The organism is Providencia sp. JUb39, assembly GCF_012272845.1.
In the GTDB taxonomy this organism is placed as follows: domain Bacteria; phylum Pseudomonadota; class Gammaproteobacteria; order Enterobacterales; family Enterobacteriaceae; genus Providencia; species Providencia lanzhouensis.
On sequence record NZ_JAAWXD020000001.1, the window covers coordinates 92663 to 111893 of the forward strand.

Here is a 19231-nt window from a genome sequence, read left to right on the forward strand (position 1 = left end):
ACAAAGAGGTGTTATTATAGACCCCAATTTTGTATCTATTTATTCTTAACCCACTTGAGGTATTCACGATGATCGTAGTCACTGGCGGAGCTGGTTTTATTGGCAGCAATATTATTAAAGCCCTGAATGAAATGGGTCGCACCGATATTCTGGTGGTGGATAACCTGAAAGATGGTACTAAGTTTGCCAACCTTGTTGACCTCGATATCGCCGATTACATGGATAAAGAAGACTTTATCGTCAGCGTTATTGCGGGTGATGATTTTGGTGATATTGACGCTGTTTTCCATGAAGGTGCTTGCTCATCCACCACTGAGTGGGATGGTAAGTATATGATGGATAATAACTATCAATTTTCTAAAGAACTGCTGCATTACTGTTTAGAACGTGAAATTCCTTTCCTGTATGCCTCTTCCGCAGCGACATACGGCGGACGTAGCGATAATTTTATCGAAGAACGTGAATTTGAAAAACCACTGAACGTATACGGCTACTCTAAATTCCAGTTCGACCAATATGTCCGCAGTATCATGCCTGAAGCTCAGTCTCAAGTGTGTGGCTTCCGCTATTTCAACGTTTATGGGCCAAATGAAAACCATAAAGGCAGCATGGCGAGCGTAGCTTACCACTTAAACAAACAGATTAATGAAGGGCAAACCCCGAAACTGTTTGAAGGAAGCGATACTTTCCGTCGTGACTTCATTTACGTTGGCGATGTGGCAGCAGTAAATTTATGGTTCTGGGAAAATAACGTTTCTGGCATTTTCAACTGTGGTACAGGTCGCGCGGAATCATTCCAAGCTGTTGCCGATGCCGTCACTGAATTCCATAAAGATAAAAATGTATCTATCGAATACATTGAATTCCCTGAGAAATTAAAAGGTCGCTACCAAAGCTTCACTCAGGCGGATCTGACTAAATTACGTGCCGCAGGTTACACTGCACCGTTTAAAACCGTTGCTGAAGGCGTGACCGAATATATGCAATGGCTGAATAAAGACGCGTAATTGTCTTTTATGAAAACAGTGCCTATGAAAACCGTACCTATGAAAACTGAGCCTATGAAAATACTCGTGATTGGCCCCTCATGGGTAGGGGATATGATGATGTCACAGAGCCTTTATCGTACGATCAAGGCGCTGCATCCTCATGCTCAGATAGATGTGATGGCACCGGATTGGTGCCGTCCGTTATTGGCGAAAATGCCCGAAGTGTCTGAAGCGATTTCCATGCCATTAGGCCATGGAAAGCTCGAAATTGGCGAACGTCGTCAATTAGGCATCAATTTGCGGAAAAATGGGTACGATCAGGCGATTGTTTTACCTAATTCATTGAAATCTGCTCTGGTGCCGTTCTTTGCTAAAATCGCCAAAAGAACGGGATGGCGTGGTGAAATGCGTTATGGGCTGCTCAATGATTTACGCCCATTAGATAAACAAGCATTTCCGCTGATGGTGCAACGCTATGTAGCATTAGCGTATGACAAGCAGCTCATCAAATCTGCCAATGATATTCCCGCCCCAATTCTATGGCCTAAATTAGTCACTGATAAACAGCAAGTTAGCGATACTGTTAGTCAATTTAATATTGATTTTTCTCGTCCAATTATTGGTTTTTGCCCGGGCGCTGAATTTGGTCCTGCAAAACGCTGGCCACACTATCACTATGCGGCGCTCGCCCAGAAATTAATTAGCGAGAAAGGCTACCAAGTTCTGTTATTTGGCTCTCAAAAAGACCATGAAGCAGGTGAAGAAATCCGCCAAAATTTAACGGATGACGCTCGTCATTACTGCCTCAATTTCGCAGGAAAAACGTCGTTAGAACAAGCCGTTAATCTTATTGATGCGTGCCAAGCCATTGTGAGTAATGATTCTGGCTTAATGCATGTGGCTGCAGCTCTCGATAAACCGTTAGTCGCACTATATGGCCCAAGCAGCCCTGACTTTACCCCACCACTGTCCGATAAAGCGGAAGTGATCCGGCTAATAACGGGTTACCACAAAGTACGTAAAGGTGACGGCGAAAGTGGCTATCACCAGAGCTTAATTGATATTCAACCGCAAATGGTACTGAATGCCCTCACGCGTTTAAATATAGGTATTAAATAATGAGAGTGTTATTAGTAAAAACATCATCTATGGGAGATGTTTTGCACTCTCTGCCGGCCTTAACCGACGCGCAGGCAGCAATACCGAATATTCAATTTGATTGGGTCGTCGAAGAGGGATTTGCTCAAATCCCCACATGGCATAGTGCGGTGAATAAAGTCATCCCTGTGGCAATCCGTCGCTGGCGAAAAAATTGGTTTTCTGCGCCAATTCGTGCCGAACGTGCAGCATTTCGTCGCCAACTACAGGAAACCCACTACGATGCAGTGATTGATGCGCAAGGGTTACTTAAGAGTGCGTTGCTAGTCACTCGCCTTGCTCTCGGTTCTAAACATGGTTATGACCGCCATAGTATCCGCGAGCCGATTGCTAGCTTCTTCTACGACCATCGTTATTCCATTAATAAACAGCAACATGCAGTGGAGCGTATTCGCCAATTATTTGCTAAAAGCCTCGGGTACACTTGCCCTAGGACCCAAGGAGATTACGCGATAGCTCGCCATTTCTTGCAATCAACCGACGAAGCCGAAGCGCCCTATGTGCTGTTTTTGCACTCCACAACCCGCGACGATAAGCATTGGCCTGAGTCTCATTGGCGTGAACTGATTCAGTTAATGAAGGAAACTGGGCTGAGAGTGAAACTCCCTTGGGGTGCAGAGCATGAGCATCAACGAGCGATGAGACTAGCTGAGGGTTTTGATTTTGTTGAAGTCTTACCAAAATTAACGCTGGCACAAGTCGCGCAACAGATTGCAGATGCCAAAGCGGTAGTTTCTGTCGATACCGGTTTAAGCCATTTAACCGCTGCGCTGGATAAACCGAATTTCACGCTGTTTGGTCCAACAAACCCTGGTTTAATTGGTGGTTATGGAAAAGGGCAAAATGAGATAAAAAGCGTAGATAATAGAATGGATAGCATTAAAGCTGATGCGGTCTTCCAACAATTGTGCACCGAGTTATAGCCCACTCAGAGTATTATCTAAAGCCTATCTCCCATAATAATTAAGCGGTCATTTGACCGCTTAATTATTTTTTTCACTGCATAAAAGATTTATTTTTTCTCTGGGGCAATAAACCCAAAACACATAGTTTTCGGCTCAGCATCCGGTTCAGAGCGATAAATCACATCTTCTTTTTCAATCGTAAATTGAGGCCAGAACTTGCGTACTTTGGCGAAATCTTCGTGGGCACAATCATCATATTTGCGCCCTAATAAAATAGCACCGTGCTCACGAATTTCTGCTTCGGTAATCTCACGGTTATACACATTCGGCGGCATATGATTTTCTAGCGTCCAAGGCTGGATAACATGCGGTCTATCTTGGGCATAGATAATAAACCATTGATGTAGGTTATCCTCACCGCCAACATATTTGACTGGCGTTCCGTAACGTTGATACCAGCGCTGTTCACCTTCAGCAATTAAGGTTTTCACGCCAATAAACTTCTGACCTGCTCCTCGAATATTCCCTGCTTGAACAATGAGATAGCCCGATACCATTAAGACACCAACAACGGCTAAGCCAATTAATGGTTTTTTCAGTGACTTTTTCGGCATTACAGTGATTGAGCCAACAAATAAAGGCGCACAGGCCATCATAAATGGCTGTAACCACTCAGTAATTCGCCCACCATCATGGAACGAGAACCAACCGTAAATCACGGCTAATGGAAATAAAATAATGAAGTTTGCCATGCGGTTCGATAAGGCTTTCGGCCAACCGATTTTTCCGCCACAGCAATATAAGATAATTGCAGCAATAATCAGCGGGTAAAACACACTTAACGCAGCTTCCGTGGTGTGTAAGTTAAAACCCGGGTCAATTTGCGAATCTACCCATTTAACAGCTGAAAAATCACTCGCCATCAACCAGAAGAAGTTTGGCAAGATCATCGAAAACCACAGTGCTATCGCTAGATAAAACACCGGATGACGATAGCTTTGACGTGCTTGTTTCACAAAAAGGGTGAGCAAGAAAACGGAGCCAACTAAAGCTAGCGTGGAGTATTTCCCCATTGTTGCCAGGCCGGCAACTAAAGCAAAAGGTAGCCACCACAGTGGGTTATCTTCGACGGCACGCAGGAAGAGATAAATCACCCAAGGCCAGAATGTCACTAAAATATAGTTATCATTATAAGGAATAATATCGAAATTAATGACACCTGATAAATTCATCATCAGCATCGCAAACCATGCAAGGTCGCGGCGCCCTGTTAATCGGTAGGCAAGTTTCCATACCCCAAGTAACCCAAATCCAATACCGATAAAATGGCTCAAATACCAATAGAAACTATAAGAAATTCCCAAATGGATGGCAGGCCACATCATCGTACCGACAAACCACGGGTTTTTTGGGGATCCCCACTCACCATTCATTCCCCAGTTAACGGCTTCGACCGTATCGTAAGGAACGGTCGGGTCAAAAAAGAAACTCGCAAGGATCCAGGCAATGGCATAGCCAATGATCCAAAGATACACATACTTATTTGAAGTTGGTTGATTGGTTGTCGGCATTCTTTTTTCAGCGAAATTTATCAATAAAGTTAAAGGGAAATACGCATTATTTTACGCCGAGCTTGTAGAGTGCTACCTCTCGCTCGGCTGAGTATGCAAAAACGTGACTGGGTAGTTTACTATAGTTTAAACAAAATAATCAGAAATGAGAGAAATTGTTATTACTCATTATAGTAATATTCAAGTTATCAATATTTTGCTAAATATTACTGTTCTCTAGGAGGTAAATAAGGCTGCAACAACTTAAGTAAACGCTGCAATGCGCCTTGGTTTTCATGTAATACTTCTGCGGCATGACGACCATAATACAGTCGATAATCTTCATCGGATAGTAGGCTCGTGACGGCTTGAGCCAGTGATTCGCTGTCCGTCACGGTGATCAACCCATCTGCTTGGGTTAATTTCGCGCAAATATCTTTAAAATTAAAAGTATGCGGTCCCATTAAAACAGGCAATGCATGCGCAGCTGCTTCAAGTGGATTATGACCGCCCGTTTCAACTAAGCTCCCGCCAACGAAAGCAATATCTGCAATTCCGTACAGCAACATCAATTCCCCCATCGTATCGCCAATAACCACTTGGGTTTCTAGAGATGGGATAACGCCACTACTACGACGAATGAAGCTTAGCCCTGCTTTTTGCGTCAGTTCTTCCGCTTTTGCGAAACGTTCTGGATGCCTTGGAACTAAAATGAGTAATAAATTGGGAAATTTTTTCAGCAACTGTTGGTGAGTTTGCAAAACAATGGCTTCTTCACCTTCATGGGTGCTTGTCGCAATCCATACTGGACGATGCGCGGCCCACTGCCTACGTAACGTAATCGCTTTAACAGCCAGTTCAGGGGTAACGGAAATATCAAATTTTAAGCTTCCCGTCACTTCTAACTGCTTACGTCTTAACCCTAATTGAATAAAACGTTCACCATCTTCTTGGTGCTGAGCTGCCACCATCGTGACATTTTGCAGCATACGCTTCACAAAGCTACCGAGTTTTTGATAACCCGCAGCGGAGCGTTCAGATAACCGAGCATTCGCGATAACTAATGGAATATTACGCTTATGCAGTTGATTGATCATATTTGGCCAGAGTTCCGTTTCCATAATAATCACCAGTTTAGGATCAACTTGATTAAGGAAACGGCTCATGGAGCCTGGCAAATCATAAGGGAGATAAACGTGACTAATATCGTCACCAAATGCCGACTGAACACGCTCTGACCCTGTTGGCGTCATTGTGGTCACGGTAATAGGGAGTGATGGGTAGTGATGGCGCAGTGCACGTACTAACGGTACTGCCGCAAGGGTTTCGCCCACAGAAACTGAGTGTAATAAAATACCTTTAGGAACAACTTTACCACCACAAAAACCATAGCGTTCCCCCCAGCGTTTGCGATACGCAGGGGCTTTACGGCTACGCAATAATAAGCGTATCCAAATCAATGGCTGGATGAGATAAAGAAGTACCTGATATACACGCAATAACATTCGATCTGATTCACTTACCAAAATTGGCGGTATCTTACCATAAACCATTACTGAAAGTGTGTAGAATCTGTGCCTAAAATGAGACTTAAAATAAATGGATGCTTACCAGTGATTGTTGCAAGAGAACGCAATTGCCGTTAATGTGGATTTCACCGTCACTTATTCCTATCGATATATTAGGATAAGCAATAATAAACAAAGAGATAGCAATATCATGACCCATAAAGCTATTTATCCGGGAACGTTTGACCCGATTACCTCTGGACACGTCGATATCGTCACCCGTGCCGCCGCGATGTTTGACCATGTTTTGCTCGCTATCGCAAATAGTCAACGCAAAAGCCCTATGTTTAATCTGGAAGAGCGTGTTGAGCTAGCAAAGCAAGTTACAGCTCACTTAGGGAATGTCGAAGTGGTTGGCTTTTCTGAGTTAATGGCGAATTTTGCACAGAAAAATAATGCGAATATTTTAATTCGTGGCGTACGTTCAGTGGCAGATTTTGAATATGAATGGCAACTGGCTAATATGAACCGCCATTTTGTTCCTGAGCTAGAAACAGTATTTTTACTTCCATCACAAAGCTTATCTTTCGTTTCATCCTCATTAATTAAGGATGTCGCGCTTCATGATGGAGATATTTCGTCGTTTTTACCGCCTATAGTTGCTGATGCTATGTTGAAAAAACTCAACAAAATCTAGCAATTACTTCTGACATTGAGGGCAATAAAAGGTTGTCCTCTGTCCTTGTTTGATGCTCTCAATCTGGGTTCCGCATAAAGAGCAAGGCTCGCCTTTTTTTCCATACACAAATAACTCTTGAGCAAAGTAACCCGGTTTTCCGTCTGACTGTAAAAAGTCTTTGAGAGTGGTTCCACCTTGCTCTATTGAACGTTGCAGCACTTTTTTAATCTGCGTAACCAGTTCGGTAATCTCATTGAGTGTCAGTGTGTTAGTCAGCTTTTCTGGTGAGATCCTTGATGCAAAAAGCGCTTCATTAGCGTAGATATTCCCTACCCCAACAACGATTTTGTTGTCCATCAACCAGGGTTTGACCGCAACCTTACGTTTAGCAGCTAAATCAAAGAGATATTTAGGATTGAATTCCTCGGAAAGAGGTTCAGGCCCTAAATGAGCGAGAACAGAGCTGGACGCTAAATCATCGCACCAAAGCCATGCACCAAAACGTCGAGGGTCGGTATAGCGCAGTACTTTACCGTCACGCAAAATAAGGTCTACATGGTCATGTTTCCCTTCGGGTATCTCTTCCGTTAGAATCCGCACACTACCAGACATTCCTAAATGGACAATAATCCACCCTTTGCACAGTTCAATCAGTAGGTATTTTGCCCGTCGTTGAACACTTATCACAGTTTCATCAGATAAACGCATGATTTGTTCACTTACCGGCCAACGTAACCGTTCATTACGTACAACGGCATAACTAATTGTATTGCCGACTAAATGTGGTTCGATACCTCTGCGACTGGTTTCAACTTCGGGAAGTTCTGGCATTATTTTTTCTCAATTTGGCAAAAAACTTGGTTAATAATCACATATTACCCCTATAACATGCATAACCATTGTTATACCATAAGCCCTATTAATCAAAGAGCACAGATTGATAAACTTACTAACAAGGGTGACCGAATAAATATTCTATTTGGCTATCTTGACGCCACTATATGAATGACGTTCATCCTCGTAACAGTTAATAATTACATATTGGCATTTTTCGATGAAAAACATTAAGTTATCTGTTATTGTTCCATGTTATAATAGCGAAAAATATATTGATGAATGTTTATCTTCAGTTATTTCATTTATGGATAATGAAGTCGAATTGGTCATCATCAATGATGGTTCAACAGATAGTAGCGAGCAGGTTATTTTTAATAAAATCAACCAATATACTCATCTAAATATACTGTATGTAAAAAGAGACAATGGGGGACTATCAAAAGCAAGAAATCATGGGATATCCCTAAGTTCAGGAGAGTATATTGCCTTCTTAGATGCTGATGATTTTCTAAACAGTCAATTTTATCATGAAATAAGGCCAATAATATCTTCATCAGATTATGACCTCATTGAATTTGACACACTAAAATTTGAGAATTCACATCCAGATATAAAAAATAAGATAAAAACCAGTAGCTTTTCTGGCGCCGTGAAAATAACGACCTATCATGATTTGAAGCCTGTTTTTAATAATAAAAAGTGGTTTGCATGGTCAAGGGTATATCGAAGTACTCTATTTAAAGAGGTAGGTATCCATTATCCTGTCGGTATTTTGTATGAAGACATGGCAACTACTCCCTTTCTTTATTTAGAAAGTAAAAATATCTATAGCATCAATAAAACGTTAATTCATTATCGAGTAAATGAAACTAGTATCACGCAAACCTTTAGACGAAGTGATATTAACAGTCTTATTTATGTTATGGCTACCTTGTCATTTATTGCTCTTATTAAAGGCCCTCTAGTGACAAAAATGTTGGCAAAATCACAATCTGAAGCATTTCACTTACTGAAAAAATCAATATCCAAGAATACTGGAGAAAAGCTATCGAAATCTGAAGCCTTTCAAATAAAGCAATCTATAGCGTTATTTAAAAAATATTTATCCTATAAAGAACGGCTTCAAATTTATTTTCTAGAGATTTATTTTTCCTTATGGAAAAAGAACAAATCTTAACTTTCAATAAAACACAATCACTAGAAATAAACAACTTTAAAACAACAGGTAACTTTGTGAAAATAGCCCAAAAACTTAGCGAACAAGCTCCCTTTTTCTTACTTTTTGTAATGATAATTGGGATGTTTACTAACGATACACAAGGTATTCTAAATATTTCCGCTGCGCTGCTTTTTTTATTTGTTGTCTATACCGCCGCAACAAAAAAAAACAACATACTTAGTGGGCTGTTTCGACTCATTAGCGGTCGAAAATTTTTATTCCTTTTTTTAGCTTGGTGCTTATTTTGCGCAACCTTCTTTACATATTCCGGCTTTACTACTGATGCTCTCAAAGCGATATTTGATGATTGGCGTTATGTTATTGTTATAACTTTATTTTTGATTGTATTTCAAAGTGAACAGAGTAAATCCCAGAAAGTTATCACATATGCCTTAATTTCCACCCTAGCATTTATTCTTTTTATTACGCCTATTTTAAAAATTATAAAAGGTAGTGACATGCCAATGTATCTTCAACTGAGATATGGGTTTGCTCACTATATGACACTACTTTTTCCTTTTACCTTTAGCTCCATATTCCTTTTTAAGAAGAAAATATTAAAAATTTCAATGCTATTCCTCTCTATTATGGCATTTTTATTTTTACTCTATACTGGCAGCCGAGGCGGAATTCTATCTATTTCAATTGAGGCATTATTATTATTAATCTTGTTATCAGATAGTTATAAGAAAGCATTTATTCGCATATTTTTACTAGGGATAGTTACCTTACTACTTACTGTAATCTCATATTTAAATATTCATCAAGTAAAATATAAGGTAGATCAATCATTATATTCAAAAAATATCACATCAGGTCGAGATGTACTTATTGAAGCTAGGCTACCTATATTTTCTAAAGAGCTATCAAATTTATTTGTAGGGGTAGGCTACGGTTCTGTTGCTTACAACCAATTTTTGCATGATAACAATGCTAAACATGTTATTGGTAGATTTTCAGAAAAGAAAAAATCTTTTGTTTTTCATAATGATGACCCATTTTTTCTTAATATACTTTATAATATTGGCTTAATTGGATTAATTCTATTTATCATTACATTTTTTATTAATATTAGAGATCTTATAAGAAGCATTAGAATAGAAAAAAATATTCTTAATATTGGTTTACTGGCATCATCCATCGGCTATTTTTTAGTCTACTGCCTATTTGAATTTATCTTTTTAGATATCTTTATTTTGTACAACATACTCACTGCGATCTTGATAAATAACGTTTTGGTGAAAAAATGACACAAAAAAGCCATCAATACTGATGGCTTTTTTAATGCAACATCTAATGGGACGCTTTTTTCATTAAGTATTGAATTGTCGTCATGATAAACTGAAGATATTTACCATTTTTTCTTAGATGAGATTTCTTACGAGACAACTGTTTATAGCCTTCTGGCTTTAATAACGGTATATCTTTCCAAGGTGAATTCTTGCGAGCACGCTCTAAATAATCGTATTCTTCATAGAAATTTGCCCACTCATGGAAAGGCTTGGTTAGCCCCACAAAATGAATAAAAACTACGCTATCAGGGATCTTAGTCAGATGCCCTTTACTCGTAATATACCAATCAAGAGAAAACATATAATTATAGTTTTCACTAATATTGACTAACTTATCGTTGAGCAACACATTTAATGCATCTTGGTCTGGGTGTGAAAAATCATTCTTTTCAACTAACTCAATAACCTTGTTTGGAATATCATTCTCAGCCAGATACTTGAGAGACATATATAAAAAACCCGAGTTAAAATACTTGCTCATATCGATAGATAAACGCTGTTTTTCACTACAGAATTTATCTTTCACTGCATAAACAAAGGTATTTTCATCAAATTGTAAAGTCTTTAACTCTGCCATATTGCCTTTACAAATGATGTCAGCATCAAGATATAACAAGTTATCAATGGTATCCGAGAGATATGAAATAATGAGCAATCTAAAATAGATTGCATGGCTCCACGCTTTAGATGGGAGTGGCAACTGCTTAAACTTTTCGTTATCAATAAAGTAAATAGTTAACTTATGTGGAGTATTTTCGATTAATCCACGGAATAGTTTTTCATCAGGCAAATTATCGACAAAAAGGTGAAAATGGAAATTTGTTTCTTGATTATTGAGAAGAACCGATGCAATTGACGTACCGACACCGTATAAAAACTTCTCATCAACACCATAGCCAATGTGAAAATAACTATCTTCACTGTTTTGATTATCGTTTATTTTTATCAATGATTTAATCATATCATTGTTTATCATGTCGTTACCTTTTACCTAATCAATCACAATGTTTGAATAACTGTCTATGATGCTAATATTGAGTATCTTTTATAAACGATATTTTAAACTTCTTTGGCGAATTTTTTCTGCTCTTTGCTCAGAGATTCGCACTAATCGTTGCTCTTTCTTCAAAATCTCACGCAACGGCATTTCAAAATAAATCTTCATAAACCGGAAAATATCTCGTTGAGTTAAGCCGATTTCTAGTGACGAAAAGTATAAACCAATTAAATCCTTATTTCGCCAGCGGGTAGGAACTGACGACCGTAGCTGTGCGCGATGCAAATCGATGACTGAAATTTTTAAATCTTGCAGATTTTCTGTGAACGGTAGATGCAGTAAGAAATGGCAAATATAACAGTCGCGATGGTTAATTCCGATGCGATGCATCTTACGTACCATCTCGGCAACTCGCTGGATCAACATTTGCTTAATTCTAAATTTAGGCGGTTGAGTTGCCCAATTAGCGCAGTAATCTTCTAAACTCACTGTTGGAGTGAGGTCTTCAGTAATAATAAATGAATGACGTCGAAGTGGGTTCCACCCTTTTTGCCCGAAAGCACGCCCGTTCATGGTATCAACGCCAGCTTCAGTCAATCGATGAATTGCATTCCATTCACGATCCGCACCTAAAACAGGTAAACGGAATGAAAATAAATTCTTCAAAACCTCTTTTAGCGTCGTGCCATAGTGAATCTTAATAAAATAGCTTTTATCATCAAGCTGAAAACGCAATGTTCTGCGCGTTTCCAATGCACGAAAGACTTCGCCATCCAGTTTATCTGTTTCAACAAATGGGTCTTTATCTTTCCATAATTCGTTAAAAGGTGCTTTTAACTCAACCATTAGAGCATCCTAAAATAATATCGGCCGCTTTTTCCGGTAAACTATACAGATCTTCTGTATCCGCATAGTATTTAGCATTGTTTACCCACTGAGTTCGTTTTTGTGTATCTTGCAGACTATCGCATAGAGCCTGATTTAAAACCGTCTGTTCAAACGGCTCATTGACCACCACGCCACATTGGGCTTTGTCAATAAAGGACGCATAACCACACACTTCAGTGACTATAATTGGCAATCCAGCAACAATCGCTTCAAGCAGGACAATCCCAGCCGCTTCTTGATAAGCTGGATGCATCAAAATATCCGCAGCAGCCATTAGCTCCGCAACGTCATTGCGTCCGCTAAAAAATGAAACTTGTTTAGCAATTCCCAACGTTTCCGCTAATCGTTGATATTTAGCGGGTTTATCTTGCCCTACCACCATCAAAAGTGTGTTATTTCTGATGTTTTCAGGCAGTGCTGCCATCGCCTTAAGAGTTCTATCAACTCCCTTGCGTTTAAAATCAGACCCAACTTGAAGCAGTAAAAATGCAGACTCTGGAATTTGATTCTTTTCCCGATAAATACGCTTAGCATCCACAATCTGTTGGTCATATTTTCGATCAACGGCTATACCCGGAGGCAGCATGTGAAAACGGTCACTTTCCGTTCCATAGTGCTTTTCAAAATGGGTAATTTGATGAGGAGTGAGCATCATGAGCTGCGTTGCCTTTCCTTTTTGGAAGACCGCTTTTTCAAAAGCAGCATAATGTTTATAGCGTGGAGTCAGCTTATAGAAAAAGCCTTTTTCTTCAGCCACTTTTTGCGCATAACAAACATCCGCAGCAAAATATACATCCAGCTCAGGCATTTTATTAAAGCCAACAATTCTATCTACAGGATGTTGCTTCAGATGTGCCATTACCCATTCACAATATTGGGCATTTCGTCCATGGTTAGTACCTGAACTAGTAGGAACAATAATAATTTCAAACTGTTCTGGGCGTTCACCTTCCCATGACTGGGTATAAACACGAATCTGATGTCCACGAGCTTGGCAAGCCATCGCGATACGTAAAAAGTCGCGTTGTAGCCCTCCAAATGGAAAATATTTATACAGACAAAATGCCAACACCATCTTAGTACCTTCCCATCATTGAGCGCATATTCATCGGCAGCATTTGCTCTGTTGCTTCAATCACATCACTCGCAGGGATCACGGAGAGATATTTTTTATTGCGGTCTAGCTCATCTCTAGGTGGCATATTTTCATAGTCCCCCGCCCAGAATTTCACCACATTATCGCTCCATGGACGCCAGAAAATATGGTTAGTGGCACCAAATAAGCAAACGATGGGGGTTTTAACCGCGGCAGCAATATGCATCGGTGCAGAATCGACACCAATAAAAAGAGCAGCATGCGCAATTAATGCGCCTAATTCAGGGAAAGATGTTTTTCCTGCAAGCTCAGTCGTTGGCTTGGTTTGGCAATTCTCCGCAATTTCATTCACACACGCTAAGTCTTCTTTGCTTGGGCCCGATGTTAATACCACTTGATAGCCACGAGACTGCAACGCATCAATGACGGCTGAGAATTTTTCATTATCCCAACATTTAAAAATTTGCCGGGCAGTAGGCTGGATCACGACATAGCTACTGTGAACGCCAAGGTCTAACAGTCTTTGATCAATTTTTTTCCAATCATCTTCCGCATAAGACATGGTTAGGTCTGTTTTGAGTTCTTGGATCCCTAACGGTTTTAATACAGAAAGATTATTTAAAACAACATGCTCCCCTTCAGGGGGAGTGAGATGCGTAAAGCTATTTCGCCAAAATTTCGAGTCACGATGACCGAAATCGTGTGAAATCTTAGTTTCTGCGGGGATCGCGCGAACGAGTAACGAAACCATCCATTGGTCGGCAAGGTTAACCACTAAATCATACTGATTACGACGTAATTTAAACAGTAGACTTAAAAAGTTGCAGGCTTTGCTCAAACCACCACTTTTCTTACCTTTCATGCCATATAGTGTATGGATCTCTTGGTTTTCCGACAAAATGGGAATGGTGTCCTGATAAAGCAAAACATCAATCTGGGCATCAGGATAATTTTGCTTCAATGAGCTGATAACAGGCGTCGTCAGTAGCATGTCACCATGAAACCGCATCTTGATTACAAGAATTTTTTTATACTGTTTTTTCACCAGGAGCTCTTAATCAGGTCTAGTAGATAAATTGATATGGATATTTGACAATAAAATGCGTTATTAATTCCATGAATACTGAATATGTTACTACGTTCAGATTAATGGTTATAGTTTTTAATCAATATCCCTATGGATAGCCACTTTATGGCTAATTTTTGACATAAAAAAACCCAGCCTAAGCTGGGTTCTTCGTACGCAGAAAGCAAAATTATTTGATTTTTGCTTCTTTGTAGATCACATGCTTACGAACAACTGGATCGAATTTTTTCAGTTCCAGTTTTTCTGGCATTGTGCGCTTGTTCTTCGTAGTGGTATAGAAGTGACCTGTACCTTCAGAAGAAACCAGCTTGATTTTCTCGCGAATACCTTTAGCCATTTTTTAGCTCCTTAGTACTTCTCACCGCGGGTACGCAGTTCAGCAAGAACAGCATCAATACCCTTTTTATCGATAACACGCATACCTTTAGCAGATACACGCAGTGTTACGAAACGTTTCTCAGACTCAACCCAGAAACGGTGAGAGTGCAGGTTTGGCAAAAAACGACGTTTGGTCGCGTTTAATGCGTGTGAACGGTTGTTACCGCTCATTGGACGCTTGCCGGTAACTTGGCAGACTCGTGACATGTCTATTCTCCAAAAATCTAATCAGCTCGAGCTTTTTTGTTCTGGGCTTGACTGCCTCGTCAGGCTTAGGAGCCCATCTCAGCAAACTTTTAAGTGATCAACAAAATATCTTTATCTTAGCAAAAAAATTTACTGAGATAGGCTCTTCTCGTCAAACCCGAGATCCTTAAAGGTGGCGTAGTATACGCTTTCAATCGTTTTCACTCAAGCCCAACACAGCAAAAGTTGTCATTTTTTAGTCAAAAAAATAATTTTACAGCCATCCGCGCTCGGCAAATGAGGTGCAAGATTTGTGTCCAACCACAAAATGATCAAGTAATTTAATCCCCATCATGTCACAAGCACTCTGAATTTTCTCAGTAACGTACTTATCTGCCATGCTTGGCTCAGGGTTTCCTGATGGGTGATTATGAGCAAGCACTATCGCCCTGGCATTCATTTTCATGGCAAACCGGATAATTTCTCTTGGATGCACTTCAACGCGATTGATAGTGCCTTTAAACATCTCTTCCTGGCAAATCACCTGATGCTGGTTATTCAAAAATAGCACCATGAAAACCTCTCGCTCCAGCCCTGAAAACAATTCAAGCAACCTCGATTTCAATGTATTGGGGTTATCCATGATGTCATCACAAAGCACTTGCGCAGAAAAACAACGCCTTGCGAGTTCGCTAGCGGCTTGCAACTGACTTAATTTACAAGCCCCCAAGCCTTTGCATTCAATCAGCTTTGCGTAGTCAGCTTGCACTAATAAATAGAGTGAACCAAACTCATGAAGTAAACGCTGAGCAAGTTGTAAAACGGGTTCACCTCGTGTTCCTGTACGTAAGAAAATAGCTAATAACTCTGCATCAGATAATGATGCAGCTCCATATGCCAACATTTTTTCTCGTGGTAAAAGCTCCATGCATTCGTGCATCGACTCATCCTCTTTCGCGTCGTTGCCCTCTTTGTAGCCAGCCAACATACACAGAGCAATCATATAAACTAGCCTTTGCGTAGCGCTTCGCAAAAATAGCATCGGGATACAAAATCGGCTCTCTCACCAAGCTCATTGATATGGTAAGATGCCCCCCATGTTGACCAAATCGGACAGAGACCATGACTCAACAAACTTCAGTTAACTCATTATTAGGTAAGCGAATTGTTCTTGGTATCAGTGGTGGAATAGCCGCTTATAAAATCCCTGAACTCACTCGCCGACTGCGTGATGAAGGGGCATCTGTACGTGTTGTCATGACACCTGCGGCAAAAGCGTTCATTACACCTCTTACTTTGCAAGCCGTTTCCGGTTATCCGGTCGCTGATGATTTGCTAGACCCTGCCGCTGAGGCCGCAATGGGTCACATTGAATTGGCAAAATGGGCTGATATAATTATTTTAGCGCCAGCCACTGCCGATTTAATCGCACGATTAAGCGCTGGCATGGCGAATGATTTACTTACGACCGTTTGTCTTGCATCTGCGGCGCCTATTGCCGTCGTGCCTGCGATGAATCAACAAATGTATCGCGCTGCGGCAACACAGGATAATTTAATCAGACTGCAACAACGCCAGTGTATGATTTGGGGTCCTGATGAAGGTAGCCAAGCATGTGGTGATGTGGGACCAGGGCGTATGATTGACCCATTAGCTATCGTGAAATTGGCGAATCAGCACTTTCAATCATGTTTGGGCCAGCAATCACGTTCAGACCTACAAGGGATTTCAATCATGGTTACGGCAGGTCCAACCCGTGAAGATTTGGATCCTGTACGCTTTATCAGTAATCATAGTTCTGGAAAAATGGGTTTTGCCATCGCGCAAGCTGCCAGTGAACGCGGAGCGAAGGTCACTCTAGTAGCAGGTCCTGTTAATCTGGCAACACCGAATGGTGTAAACCGCATTAACGTGACGAGCGCCCTTGAGATGTATGAACAAGTACACCAGTCTATTACTGAGCAAGATATTTTTATCGGCTGTGCTGCGGTTGCAGATTACCGAGCTAAAACCGTCGCTGAGAATAAAATTAAGAAACAAGGGAATGAAGTTTCCATTACCCTTGTACAAAACCCTGACATTGTGGCAAGTGTAGGAAAATTGACGCAAAATCGCCCTTATGTAGTCGGTTTCGCGGCAGAGACCCAAAATGTCGAAGAATATGCACGACAAAAGCGCCAACAAAAGCAACTTGATTTAATTTGTGCGAATGACGTTTCCTTAGCGGATAATGGCTTTAATAGTGATAACAATGCACTACATCTATTTGATGCCCACGGTGATGTTCGATTACCACACAGTAGTAAAATTGAATTAAGCCACCATTTACTTGACGAGATACTCCAACGTTATGAAAAAGATCGATCTGAAAATTCTTGATGCCCGTATTGGGAACGAGTTTCCACTGCCAACTTACGCAACCACTGGCTCTGCGGGTTTAGATTTACGTGCATGTATTGATGCACCTATCGATTTAGCACCGGGTCAAACTGAATTGATCCCAACGGGTCTCGCTATCCATATTGCAGACGAGCAACTTGCCGCAGTAATTCTGCCACGTTCAGGTTTAGGCCATAAGCATGGTGTAGTACTGGGTAACTTGGTTGGTTTAATCGATTCAGATTACCAAGGTCAACTGATGGTGTCAGTATGGAACCGTAGTGACAAAGTATTCACCGTTGAACCGGGTGAACGTATGGCACAAATGGTCTTTGTTCCTGTTGTTCAGGCGCAATTCAATATTGTGGATGACTTTGACGCGACTGAACGCGGTGAAGGTGGTTTCGGTCATTCAGGTCGCCAATAATGGGCCTCCAATAAATCGAACCTATTCACGTTGAAATACCGAATATAGGCGCCCTACAAGCGTCTATATTTATGAATAAAAACAATCAGTACGGTATTTTTGTACCTCGTGAATGGCTTAGATTTGATTATAATCTCTACATATTTTAAACCTGTTTTATTCTGAGAGTGACTTTACTCAGAGCGAAATTTTGGATAGTTTGTCTTGCTGTTTTAGCAGGGGTCTTATCAGACATGGCAGAGAATACAATACAAAAACGTAACAGACGTGATGAGATTTTGCAGGCTCTTGCGTTAATGTTAGAAAGTAGCGATGGCAGCCAGCGTATTACAACGGCAAAACTCGCTGCAACAGTTGGTGTTTCAGAAGCTGCGCTATATCGTCATTTTCCAAGCAAAATGAAGATGTTCGACAGCTTAATTGAATTTATTGAAGATTCACTTGTTTCCCGCATCAACCTGATTTTAACGGACGAAAAAGATACTCTTGTCCGAATTAAACTGGTTTTAGCGCTAATTTTAGGTTTCTCAGAGAAAAACCCTGGATTAACGCGTATAATGACGGGTCATGCGCTAATGTTCGAGCAAGATAGGCTGCAAGGGCGCATTAACCAATTATTCGAACGTATCGAATCACAGCTGCGACAAGTATTAAAAGAGAAAAAAATTCGTGATGGACAAGGCTTTATCCATGACGAATCACTATTAGCTTCTCAACTATTAGCCTTCTGTGAAGGTATGCTGTCCCGCTTCGTACGTTCTGAGTTTCGTTACCGTCCAACGGTAGAGTTCGAAGCTCGCTGGCCTTTAATTTTGGCTCAGTTACAATAACCGCTTATTTATACTACTCACCCCGCCCATTATTGGGCGAGGGCTTTTTTTCAATTAAATCCCATACTGCTCACGATACGCTTTCATCGCAGCAAGATGCTGTTGCATATCTTCTTTTTCTGCTAAATACGTAATTAAATCGCTCATTGTGATGATCGAATACACTTTGCATCCGTAATCACGTTCCACTTCCTGTACTGCAGAAATTTCACTTTTCCCTTTTTCTTGGCGGTCTAAACACAGCAACACGCCACTCAACGTTGCTTTTTGCTGTTTGATGATTTCCATCGACTCACGAATTGCCGTACCTGCCGTAATCACATCATCGACAACCACAACACGTCCTTGTAGCGGGCTACCCACTAATGTGCCGCCTTCCCCGTGATCTTTCGCTTCTTTACGATTAAAGCAGTATGGCATATCGATATCGTGATGTTCTGCCAATGCGACTGCAGTTGTGGTCGCAATCGGAATACCTTTATAGGCTGGACCAAAAATTACATCACACTCAATCGCACTTTCTTTTAACGCTTGTGCATAAAAACGACCGACAAGAGCCAAGTCACGCCCTGTATTAAACAGCCCCGCATTAAAGAAATAGGGACTCTTACGACCTGATTTCAGCGTAAACTCACCAAATTTCAGTACCTGTTTTTTCATGGCAAGTTCAATAAAATCGCGCTGATAGGCTTTCATTGGTCATTCTCCTCATTAATTAGTATTGGTCTTTTTTAATTGGAACTACTTTCGCGGTTTATTTGCTGCTGTATTCATAAACTGCGGGCATAAAAAAGGCGACTTTTCAGCCGCCTATTTAATAATAAAT

At 40.7% G+C, this 19231-nt stretch carries 20 protein-coding genes; 9 read left to right on the forward strand and 11 right to left on the reverse strand.

What is annotated here, in order from left to right; translation table 11 throughout:
* The first annotated feature begins 68 nt into the window (after nucleotides 1-68).
* Genes rfaD through rfaC form a run of 3 tightly spaced genes read left to right on the forward strand, consistent with a single transcriptional unit; the run spans nucleotide 69 to nucleotide 3070 of the window.
* Complete coding sequence (gene rfaD / locus HFU86_RS00395; protein WP_036950761.1) at nucleotides 69-1007, forward strand: ADP-glyceromanno-heptose 6-epimerase; 939 nt, start codon at nucleotides 69-71, stop codon at nucleotides 1005-1007.
* Nucleotides 1008-1061: 54 nt separating this feature from the next.
* A complete protein-coding gene (gene rfaF / locus HFU86_RS00400; RefSeq protein ID WP_187129802.1) occupies nucleotides 1062-2108 on the forward strand; it encodes an ADP-heptose--LPS heptosyltransferase RfaF in 1047 nt (348 codons plus the stop codon).
* On the forward strand, nucleotides 2108-3070 hold the full coding sequence (gene rfaC, locus HFU86_RS00405) for a lipopolysaccharide heptosyltransferase RfaC (protein ID WP_187128492.1): 963 nt from the start codon (nucleotides 2108-2110) through the stop codon (nucleotides 3068-3070). The genes rfaF and rfaC overlap by 1 nt, the downstream gene beginning before the upstream one ends.
* An 89-nt stretch (nucleotides 3071-3159) precedes the next feature.
* Here rfaC and HFU86_RS00410 read toward each other — a convergent pair whose 3' ends face one another.
* Both HFU86_RS00410 and waaA read right to left on the reverse strand, forming a co-directional pair.
* A complete protein-coding gene (locus HFU86_RS00410; protein ID WP_187128493.1) occupies nucleotides 3160-4623 on the reverse strand; it encodes an ArnT family glycosyltransferase in 1464 nt (487 codons plus the stop codon).
* Nucleotides 4624-4829: 206 nt separating this feature from the next.
* Nucleotides 4830-6107 (reverse strand): lipid IV(A) 3-deoxy-D-manno-octulosonic acid transferase, encoded by a 1278-nt coding sequence (waaA, locus tag HFU86_RS00415; protein ID WP_132497017.1) that lies wholly within the window; start codon nucleotides 6105-6107, stop codon nucleotides 4830-4832.
* Nucleotides 6108-6321: 214 nt separating this feature from the next.
* Here waaA and coaD point away from each other — a divergent pair, with 214 nt between their 5' ends.
* A complete protein-coding gene (gene coaD / locus HFU86_RS00420; protein WP_187128494.1) occupies nucleotides 6322-6807 on the forward strand; it encodes a pantetheine-phosphate adenylyltransferase in 486 nt (161 codons plus the stop codon).
* Nucleotides 6808-6810: 3 nt separating this feature from the next.
* On the opposite strand, the gene mutM is transcribed toward coaD, so the two are convergent.
* A complete protein-coding gene (gene mutM, locus HFU86_RS00425; RefSeq protein ID WP_187128495.1) occupies nucleotides 6811-7620 on the reverse strand; it encodes a bifunctional DNA-formamidopyrimidine glycosylase/DNA-(apurinic or apyrimidinic site) lyase in 810 nt (269 codons plus the stop codon).
* Nucleotides 7621-7843: 223 nt separating this feature from the next.
* Between mutM and HFU86_RS00430 the strand changes: the two genes are divergently transcribed.
* Nucleotides 7844-8803 (forward strand): glycosyltransferase family 2 protein, encoded by a 960-nt coding sequence (locus HFU86_RS00430; RefSeq protein WP_187128496.1) that lies wholly within the window; start codon nucleotides 7844-7846, stop codon nucleotides 8801-8803.
* Entirely contained in the window at nucleotides 8782-10095 is a 1314-nt protein-coding gene (locus tag HFU86_RS00435) for an O-antigen ligase family protein (RefSeq protein WP_187128497.1), read from the forward strand. Before HFU86_RS00430 ends, HFU86_RS00435 begins: the two co-directional genes overlap by 22 nt.
* A 43-nt stretch (nucleotides 10096-10138) precedes the next feature.
* On the opposite strand, the gene HFU86_RS00440 is transcribed toward HFU86_RS00435, so the two are convergent.
* The 7 genes from HFU86_RS00440 to radC form a co-directional block, all read right to left on the reverse strand.
* Nucleotides 10139-11113 (reverse strand): glycosyltransferase, encoded by a 975-nt coding sequence (locus tag HFU86_RS00440; protein WP_187128498.1) that lies wholly within the window; start codon nucleotides 11111-11113, stop codon nucleotides 10139-10141.
* A gap of 69 nt (nucleotides 11114-11182) precedes the next feature.
* Nucleotides 11183-11980 carry a lipopolysaccharide core heptose(I) kinase RfaP gene (rfaP, locus tag HFU86_RS00445; RefSeq protein ID WP_187128499.1) on the reverse strand — a complete coding sequence of 266 codons (798 nt, stop codon included), beginning with the start codon at nucleotides 11978-11980 and terminating at the stop codon, nucleotides 11183-11185.
* Nucleotides 11973-13097 (reverse strand): glycosyltransferase family 4 protein, encoded by a 1125-nt coding sequence (locus HFU86_RS00450; RefSeq protein WP_187128500.1) that lies wholly within the window; start codon nucleotides 13095-13097, stop codon nucleotides 11973-11975. The genes rfaP and HFU86_RS00450 overlap by 8 nt, the downstream gene beginning before the upstream one ends.
* A 1-nt stretch (nucleotide 13098) precedes the next feature.
* Nucleotides 13099-14163, reverse strand: a complete 1065-nt coding sequence (gene rfaQ / locus HFU86_RS00455) for a lipopolysaccharide core heptosyltransferase RfaQ (protein ID WP_132497010.1) — start codon at nucleotides 14161-14163, stop codon at nucleotides 13099-13101.
* Between the two features lie 211 nt (nucleotides 14164-14374).
* Complete coding sequence (gene rpmG, locus HFU86_RS00460; RefSeq protein ID WP_004265124.1) at nucleotides 14375-14542, reverse strand: 50S ribosomal protein L33; 168 nt, start codon at nucleotides 14540-14542, stop codon at nucleotides 14375-14377.
* An 11-nt stretch (nucleotides 14543-14553) separates the two neighbouring features.
* Complete coding sequence (rpmB, locus tag HFU86_RS00465) at nucleotides 14554-14790, reverse strand: 50S ribosomal protein L28 (protein WP_004265123.1); 237 nt, start codon at nucleotides 14788-14790, stop codon at nucleotides 14554-14556.
* Between the two features lie 253 nt (nucleotides 14791-15043).
* Nucleotides 15044-15709 carry a RadC family protein gene (gene radC / locus HFU86_RS00470; RefSeq protein WP_187129803.1) on the reverse strand — a complete coding sequence of 222 codons (666 nt, stop codon included), beginning with the start codon at nucleotides 15707-15709 and terminating at the stop codon, nucleotides 15044-15046.
* 182 nt (nucleotides 15710-15891) lie between these two features.
* On the opposite strand from radC, the gene coaBC reads away from it, so the two are divergent.
* From coaBC to slmA, 3 genes are all read left to right on the forward strand, one after another.
* Entirely contained in the window at nucleotides 15892-17148 is a 1257-nt protein-coding gene (gene coaBC, locus HFU86_RS00475) for a bifunctional phosphopantothenoylcysteine decarboxylase/phosphopantothenate--cysteine ligase CoaBC (RefSeq protein WP_132497009.1), read from the forward strand.
* On the forward strand, nucleotides 17120-17575 hold the full coding sequence (dut, locus tag HFU86_RS00480) for a dUTP diphosphatase (RefSeq protein WP_132497008.1): 456 nt from the start codon (nucleotides 17120-17122) through the stop codon (nucleotides 17573-17575). The genes coaBC and dut overlap by 29 nt, the downstream gene beginning before the upstream one ends.
* A 233-nt stretch (nucleotides 17576-17808) precedes the next feature.
* On the forward strand, nucleotides 17809-18405 hold the full coding sequence (slmA, locus tag HFU86_RS00485; RefSeq protein WP_036950718.1) for a nucleoid occlusion factor SlmA: 597 nt from the start codon (nucleotides 17809-17811) through the stop codon (nucleotides 18403-18405).
* Nucleotides 18406-18459: 54 nt separating this feature from the next.
* Here slmA and pyrE read toward each other — a convergent pair whose 3' ends face one another.
* The gene (pyrE, locus tag HFU86_RS00490) at nucleotides 18460-19101 is read right to left on the reverse strand and encodes an orotate phosphoribosyltransferase (RefSeq protein WP_187128501.1); all 642 of its coding nucleotides are present in this window, start codon (nucleotides 19099-19101) and stop codon (nucleotides 18460-18462) included.
* Nucleotides 19102-19231: the final 130 nt, after the last annotated feature.

Excerpts from the sequence above, each read along its gene's own strand:
- rfaD (WP_036950761.1), top strand. The coding sequence starts at position 69 with ATGATCGTAGTCACTGGCGGAGCTGGTTTTATTGGCAGCAATATTATT.
- rfaF (WP_187129802.1), top strand. The coding sequence starts at position 1,062 with ATGAAAATACTCGTGATTGGCCCCTCATGGGTAGGGGATATGATGATG.
- rfaC (WP_187128492.1), top strand. The coding sequence starts at position 2,108 with ATGAGAGTGTTATTAGTAAAAACATCATCTATGGGAGATGTTTTGCAC.
- HFU86_RS00410 (WP_187128493.1), bottom strand. The coding sequence starts at position 4,623 with ATGCCGACAACCAATCAACCAACTTCAAATAAGTATGTGTATCTTTGG.
- waaA (WP_132497017.1), bottom strand. The coding sequence starts at position 6,107 with ATGTTATTGCGTGTATATCAGGTACTTCTTTATCTCATCCAGCCATTG.
- coaD (WP_187128494.1), top strand. The coding sequence starts at position 6,322 with ATGACCCATAAAGCTATTTATCCGGGAACGTTTGACCCGATTACCTCT.
- mutM (WP_187128495.1), bottom strand. The coding sequence starts at position 7,620 with ATGCCAGAACTTCCCGAAGTTGAAACCAGTCGCAGAGGTATCGAACCA.
- HFU86_RS00430 (WP_187128496.1), top strand. The coding sequence starts at position 7,844 with ATGAAAAACATTAAGTTATCTGTTATTGTTCCATGTTATAATAGCGAA.
- HFU86_RS00435 (WP_187128497.1), top strand. The coding sequence starts at position 8,782 with ATGGAAAAAGAACAAATCTTAACTTTCAATAAAACACAATCACTAGAA.
- HFU86_RS00440 (WP_187128498.1), bottom strand. The coding sequence starts at position 11,113 with ATGATAAACAATGATATGATTAAATCATTGATAAAAATAAACGATAAT.
- rfaP (WP_187128499.1), bottom strand. The coding sequence starts at position 11,980 with ATGGTTGAGTTAAAAGCACCTTTTAACGAATTATGGAAAGATAAAGAC.
- HFU86_RS00450 (WP_187128500.1), bottom strand. The coding sequence starts at position 13,097 with ATGGTGTTGGCATTTTGTCTGTATAAATATTTTCCATTTGGAGGGCTA.
- rpmG (WP_004265124.1), bottom strand. The coding sequence starts at position 14,542 with ATGGCTAAAGGTATTCGCGAGAAAATCAAGCTGGTTTCTTCTGAAGGT.
- rpmB (WP_004265123.1), bottom strand. The coding sequence starts at position 14,790 with ATGTCACGAGTCTGCCAAGTTACCGGCAAGCGTCCAATGAGCGGTAAC.
- radC (WP_187129803.1), bottom strand. The coding sequence starts at position 15,709 with ATGCACGAATGCATGGAGCTTTTACCACGAGAAAAAATGTTGGCATAT.
- coaBC (WP_132497009.1), top strand. The coding sequence starts at position 15,892 with ATGACTCAACAAACTTCAGTTAACTCATTATTAGGTAAGCGAATTGTT.
- dut (WP_132497008.1), top strand. The coding sequence starts at position 17,120 with ATGAAAAAGATCGATCTGAAAATTCTTGATGCCCGTATTGGGAACGAG.
- slmA (WP_036950718.1), top strand. The coding sequence starts at position 17,809 with ATGGCAGAGAATACAATACAAAAACGTAACAGACGTGATGAGATTTTG.
- pyrE (WP_187128501.1), bottom strand. The coding sequence starts at position 19,101 with ATGAAAGCCTATCAGCGCGATTTTATTGAACTTGCCATGAAAAAACAG.